The organism is Frateuria sp. (genome assembly GCF_013362045.1).
Lineage (GTDB): Bacteria > Pseudomonadota > Gammaproteobacteria > Xanthomonadales > Rhodanobacteraceae > Frateuria_A.
Genome location: NZ_JABFWW010000134.1, coordinates 1 through 5,493, shown reverse-complemented (window position 1 = coordinate 5,493; position 5,493 = coordinate 1). Strand labels below are relative to the sequence as shown.

The 5,493-nt window shown below is 71.5% G+C and carries 5 protein-coding genes and 1 pseudogene; 2 read left to right on the top strand and 4 right to left on the bottom strand.

Annotated elements, in window-relative coordinates; translation table 11 throughout:
• Positions 1–125 precede the first annotated feature (125 nt).
• Positions 126–518, top strand: coding sequence for an MAPEG family protein (locus tag HOQ08_RS06225; protein ID WP_291192508.1), 393 nt, complete (start codon positions 126–128; stop codon positions 516–518).
• Positions 519–721: 203 nt separating this feature from the next.
• Positions 722–868, top strand: a complete 147-nt coding sequence (locus tag HOQ08_RS06220; protein ID WP_291192507.1) for a hypothetical protein — start codon at positions 722–724, stop codon at positions 866–868.
• 70 nt (positions 869–938) lie between these two features.
• Here HOQ08_RS06220 and HOQ08_RS06215 read toward each other — a convergent pair whose 3' ends face one another.
• The 4 genes and pseudogenes from HOQ08_RS06215 to HOQ08_RS06200 all read right to left on the bottom strand — a co-directional run.
• The gene (locus HOQ08_RS06215) at positions 939–1,460 is read right to left on the bottom strand and encodes a tetratricopeptide repeat protein (protein WP_291192506.1); all 522 of its coding nucleotides are present in this window, start codon (positions 1,458–1,460) and stop codon (positions 939–941) included.
• Positions 1,461–1,470: 10 nt separating this feature from the next.
• Positions 1,471–3,792, bottom strand: coding sequence for a penicillin-binding protein 1B (mrcB, locus tag HOQ08_RS06210; RefSeq protein ID WP_291192505.1), 2,322 nt, complete (start codon positions 3,790–3,792; stop codon positions 1,471–1,473).
• Positions 3,793–3,937: 145 nt separating this feature from the next.
• On the bottom strand, positions 3,938–4,765 hold the full coding sequence (locus HOQ08_RS06205; protein ID WP_291192504.1) for an NAD(P)-dependent oxidoreductase: 828 nt from the start codon (positions 4,763–4,765) through the stop codon (positions 3,938–3,940).
• An 11-nt stretch (positions 4,766–4,776) separates the two neighbouring features.
• A pseudogene (locus tag HOQ08_RS06200) lies at positions 4,777–5,493 on the bottom strand (hypothetical protein); the annotation flags it as partial.

The following is a 5,493-nucleotide window of genomic DNA, read 5'->3' as shown; positions in this document are numbered from 1 at the left end:
GGCGTACGCGGCGGTGCTGCGCAGCGAATGGCATATCGCCGCGGAACTCTAGATCAGCGGAGCTTGTAGCCTTGGCGCACGGAAGGGATCACCATCCGCCCCTTCCAACCAACGGAGGCAGGACCATGGGCATCGAGATTCGCATGCTGGTGTGGAGCGTGATCCTCGGACTGGTGCAGATCGCGCTCACCGTGCTGGCGATGATGATCCAGCGCGGCACCGGGTGGGCGGTCGGGCCGCGTGACCAGCCGGGCCAGGCACTGACCGGCGTGGGTGGACGGCTCGACCGCGCGCGCGGCAATTTCCTGGAGACGTTCGCGTTCTTCGCGGCGCTGGTGCTCGCGGTGGTCGCGCTGGGACGGCAGGACGCGACCAGCGCGCTGGGTGCGCAGCTGTACTTCTGGGCGCGGCTGGTCTACGTGCCGGTGTATGCCGCGGGCATTCCCTACCTGCGCACGCTGGTGTGGGCGGTTAGCTTCGTCGGCATCGTGCTGCTGCTCGGGGCGGCGCTCGGGTGACAGCGGCGGCGGCGCATGGATAGCGCCGTCAGCCGGTGGTTCGAACCGAACTTCATGCAGTTGCATCCCCGTTTGCGTGCGCTGCACCGGCACGGCGGGCGGCTGCTTGGCGATTGGTTTCGGACGTGACCTGACGCTGCGGGCGGCAGCGCGGCTTGGATCGCCGCGCGTACCGCGCTGCGAGACGTTCTAGCGCATCGCCGATGGCGAACCGCTTCCGCGTAGGCTTCGCGCTCCTGCCGCTGGCGAGGCCGGTGCTCGCCGTGATGCCTCGCGAGAACGCCGGCGGACAATGGGCGCAGATCCTCGAGGACCAGGCGGCGCACGAAGCGTTTTATCGCACGGCGTAGAGCCCCCGGCTGCAGCGGCACCTGAAGCCGCGCTCATCCCGGCGGGAGAGAAGCAAGACGTGGACGTGGCTCAGTAGCGGGGCACGCCTTCCTTGTGGCATGCCTGCACGCCCTTGCGCGCGGCGACGGCGCCGGCTTCGTCGCCGGCCTGCAGGCGCATCTCGACGACGGTTTGCCAGTTGCGCGCGCACAGCGGCCCCAGTTGGGGCCCGAGCGACCAGGACTGGCGCGCCAGGCGTTCGGCAGCGGCGTAGTCGTGCAGGCGCACGGCGATCTCGGCGCGGTCCTGCAGCAGGTCGGGCGAGTCGGGGGCGAGCCTGAGCGCCCGGTCGAGCATGGCCGCGGCTTGCGCATAGCGGCCGGCGCGCTCGTCCGCCTGCGCGACGTCCTGCATGGCGCTGACGCCCGGGTCGCGCAATGGCGCCACGTCGATCACCGACTTCTCGCGTTCGCCCGCGGCGCGGATGACGGCGACCCGGTCGTAGCTGGGGCGCACGGGCTTCACCTCCGGCGGCGGCGCTTCGAAACAGCCGGCAAGGAGGAGAGCCGCGAGCGTGGCGGGGGCGAAGCGGAAGCGTGCAGCGGGAAACATCGTCAGGTCTCTACGGTTGCGTGGTGGCGGCGGGCGCGGGCGCGTTGCCGTTGCCGCCGAAGAAATCGCCGACGCGCTGCCAGAAGCAGCCCTCGGTGTCGGCGGGAAGCGAGCCTGCGACGACGGGGAACTGCCGCGCGCCTTCGCATTCGGGCTGCGTGGGCTTGCCGTTGGCAGGGTCGATCCACGCCATCTGCAGGCCCTCGCCGGGCGCGGCGGGGAGCGCCCTGGTGGGCAGGTGGCGGAACAGGTCCTGCCAGGCGCGCAGGCCGCCGGTGGCGCCGAACAGGCTGGTCGGCTTGTTGTCGTCGCGGCCCATCCAGAACACCGCCAGGTGCGAGCCGGTGAAGCCGGCGAACCAGCTGTCGCGCATGTCGTTGCTGGTGCCGGTCTTGCCGGCGGCGTTGAGCCAGGCCAGCGAGGAGTCGCCGAGGCTGTGCGCGGTGCCGTACTCGGCCACCTGCTGCATCGCCCAGGTCACCAGCCGCACCGCCTGCTGGTATTCGCCCTTGCCGCCCTCGACCTCGTAGCGCTTGATGGTGCGGCCGTTGCCGTCCACCACGCCGCGCACCGCCAGCAGCGGCAACGCGTGGCCGTCGGCGGCCACGTACTGGTAGAGCTGCGCGACCTGGATGGGCGCCAGGTCGACCGCGCCGATCAGCATCGACGGGCTCGGGTTGACGTCGGTGAAGCCGAAGGATTCGAGGAACGCCTTGATGCGCGGCACGCCCACGGCGAGCCCCAGGTGGATGGTGGCGAGGTTCCACGAATGGGCCAGCGCGTCGACCATCGGCACCTGGCCGTGCGAGAGGTTGTCGTCGTTGTGCGGCATCCAGGTGCTGCCGTTGGGCTGGCGCAGGGCGATCGGCGAATCGTCCAGCGGCGTGCCCAGGTTCCAGCGCGAGGGATCGGTCAGCGCGACCAGGTAGACGAACGGCTTGACCAGCGAGCCGATCGGCCGGCGCGAGTCCAGCGCGCGGTTGAAGCCGGTGTCGCCCGGCAGCTTGCTGCCGACCACCGCCAGCACGTTGCCGCTGTCGGTGTCGGTGACCACGCCGGCCGCCTGCACCTTCTCGCCGCGCTTGCCCAGGCCCTTGAGCGAAGAGGTGATCGCCTGCTCGGCATAGATCTGCGCGGCAGGGTCGAGCGTGGTGAAGATCGACAGGTTGCCCTGGCTCAGCGTGTCGTTGTCGAAGTCGCTGGTGATCTGCGCGCGCACCAGTTGCATGAAGGCGGGGAAGCGGTTGTGCGGCAGCTGCGCGTTGGAGGCGATGCCCAGCGGCGCTGCCTGCGCGGCGTTGGCCTGGTTGGCGTCGATCAGGCCGGTGTCGTAGAACTCCTTGAGCACCAGGTTGCGCCGCGCCAGCGCGCGCTCGGGGAAGCGGCGCGGGTCGTAGTAGCTGGGGCCCTTGACCATGCCCACCAGCACCGCGATCTCCTGCGGGCGCAGGTCCTCCATGCGCCGGCCGAAGTAGAACTCCGCGCCGGCGGCGAAACCGTGCACGGCCTGGCTGCCCTGCTGGCCGAGGAACACCTCGTTGATGTACGCCTCCAGGATGCGGTCCTTGGAGTAGTGCGCCTCGATCAGCAGCGAGAGCAGCGCCTCGTTGAACTTGCGCACGATGGTCTGGTTGCGGTCCAGGAACAGGTTGCGCACCAGCTGCTGGGTCAGCGTGGAGCCGCCCTGCACGGTGTGCCCCGCGCGCAGGTTGGCGAAGGCGGCGCGCAGGATGGCGGTGAAGTCCAGCCCGATGTGGTGCTTGAAGTCGCGGTCCTCGACCGCCTGCAGGCCCTTGACCAGCAGCGGCGGCACGTCGGCCAGGTGCACGATGCGGCGTTCTTCCTGCTGCGCGCCGTAGAGGGTGGCGATGCGCGCGGGGTCGAGATGGGCGAGCTTCAGCGGCGCGCCGCTGGCGGCATCGTTGACCGATTCCACCTGGCCCCTGCCCAGCGTCACGCGGATGCGCTTGGGCAGCTCGCCGCCATCGGGGCCGGCGTAGCCGCGCGAGGAAATCACGTAGCGGCTGCCCTCGCGGGTCCAGCTGCCCGGCACCTTGCCGCTGGCGTCATGGGTGTAGCCGGCGAAGGTCAGCTCCAGTTCCAGCGCGGCGCTCGACATCGGCACGCCGGGGGCCAGGTCCAGCGGTCGCGCATAGACGCGCGTGGGCACGGCGAAGACCAGGTCGTTGAAGCGATCCTGCACGCGCTTGTTGAGGATCAGCGTGTAAGGCAGCAGGAAACCCAGCCCCAGGCCCAGCGCGACCCAGAACGGGATGCGCAGCCAACGCCAGCTGTGGCGCGCGAACGCGCCCATGCGGTTGATCAGTGCCAAGGTGGGAGACCGGGATCCAAGGTGGGCCCGATGATAGGGCGTGCTCCCCGGCGCGCATCTGAACGCGAGGGACGGAAAGTGGCGGGCGGCGGGCATGGCAATGGCATTGCGCGGCCCGTCCCGGCCCCGTGCCGGCGGCATTGCGCTACGGCGACCAGCAGTCCTTGTCGGGCCGGAAGGGCCGTGGATGGATGCCGAGCATCGCCTCCAGCTCGCCATTGTCGGCGATCAGGTCCGCTTCCAGCCGCGTGAGCGGCCCGCGCAGGCGCGGCACGACATGGCGGGCCAGGCGCAGCAGCCACGCGGGCACCGGCACTGCGAGGGTGGCCACCGGCAGGCTGTGCTGGACGCGGGCGAACATTTCGCCGGCGCGCAGGCGTTCGCCGCCGCCGAGCATCAGCACACGGTCGGCCGGACGATCGATCGCCGCAAGCGCGGCCCGGGCAATGTCGTCGGCGTGCACCGGCTGGCGCAGGCCGCGGCCGGCCGGGCGCGGGAACAGGCGCGTGCGCATCGCGCGCAGGGCGATCGGCGTCAGGCTCTTGTCGCGGCCGGCGCCATAGATCAGCGTGGGGCGCAACACGGTCCAGCGGTACCCCAACCGGGCGCACGCGGCGGCGAGCTCCGCCTCGCCTTCGCGCAGCTGGCGGGCGATCTCGCGTTCGGCGGGCACGTCGGAGTCGGCCTTGCTTTGCGCACTCATCGAACTGGTGGCGACGATGCGCGGTGCGCCCGCCGGCGCGGCGGCGGCCAGCCAGCGGGCGAACGGCAGCAGCGGGCCGAAGCTGACGATGGCGCCGACCTGCGTCAGCGCAGGCACGGCATCGGGAAGACTGCCCTGCACCCAGTGCAGCCCATCGCCATCGGCGCGCGGTTCGCGGCTCACCGCAAGCACCTGCTCGCCGCGCGCGCGCAGGCGCGGCAACAGGAAGTGGCCGATCTGGCCGCTGGCCCCGAACACGGCAACCGTCACGCGGGGCCTGCTCAGTGGCCCGACTGCAGGCGCTGCGCAAGCTCGCGCACGCGCGGCTGATAGGGCGCAAGCTTGCGGGCCTGGTCGATCGACTGCGACGCGTTGGCGCGGTCGCCCCGATCCAGCTGGTGCTCGGCCTGGTCGAGCCAGGCATCGACCAGCCGCCCGCGCAGCACGCCCACGGTGGAATCGCCCGGCGAGAGGTCGCCGAGCGCGCCCACCAGTTCGTCGGCCTTGCCCAGGTTGCCGCCACCCAGCGCCTGGTTAAACTGCTGCACGACCAGGCGTGGCAGGTCCTCCAGCCCCTGCAGCGCGGCCTGGTTGTTGCCGTCGATGGCCAGCGCGTTGCGATACAGGTCGTAGGCGCTGTCGCCCGGCGGCAGCATGATCTGGCCACCCGTGGCCGCCTGGCGGGCGCGACGCACCAGTTCGGCGACCTGGTCGATCTGGTCGGCGGTCAGCTCGGGCGGTGGCGGTGCGGGCGGCTCGGCCGTGGGCTGTGCGGGCACGCCCTTCGCGGGCGGCGGTGGATTGGCTGCGGCACGGGCAGGCGGTGTGCTCGCGCTGCGCAGGCGGGTGCGGGCGGCGAGCAGGTCGGCGGACTTGGGAGCGAGCGCCTCGGCCTGGTCCAGCAGCGTGGCCGCCTGTGCCTTGTCGTCGGCGTCGAGCGCGGCATTGGCCTGCACCACCAGCGCCTGCGCCACCTGGCCCAGGCCTTCGCGGACCTG

Coding starts and splice junctions, on each gene's coding strand:
- HOQ08_RS06225 (WP_291192508.1), top strand. CDS start 126: ATGGGCATCGAGATTCGCATGCTGGTGTGGAGCGTGATCCTCGGACTG.
- HOQ08_RS06220 (WP_291192507.1), top strand. CDS start 722: ATGGCGAACCGCTTCCGCGTAGGCTTCGCGCTCCTGCCGCTGGCGAGG.
- HOQ08_RS06215 (WP_291192506.1), bottom strand. CDS start 1,460: ATGTTTCCCGCTGCACGCTTCCGCTTCGCCCCCGCCACGCTCGCGGCT.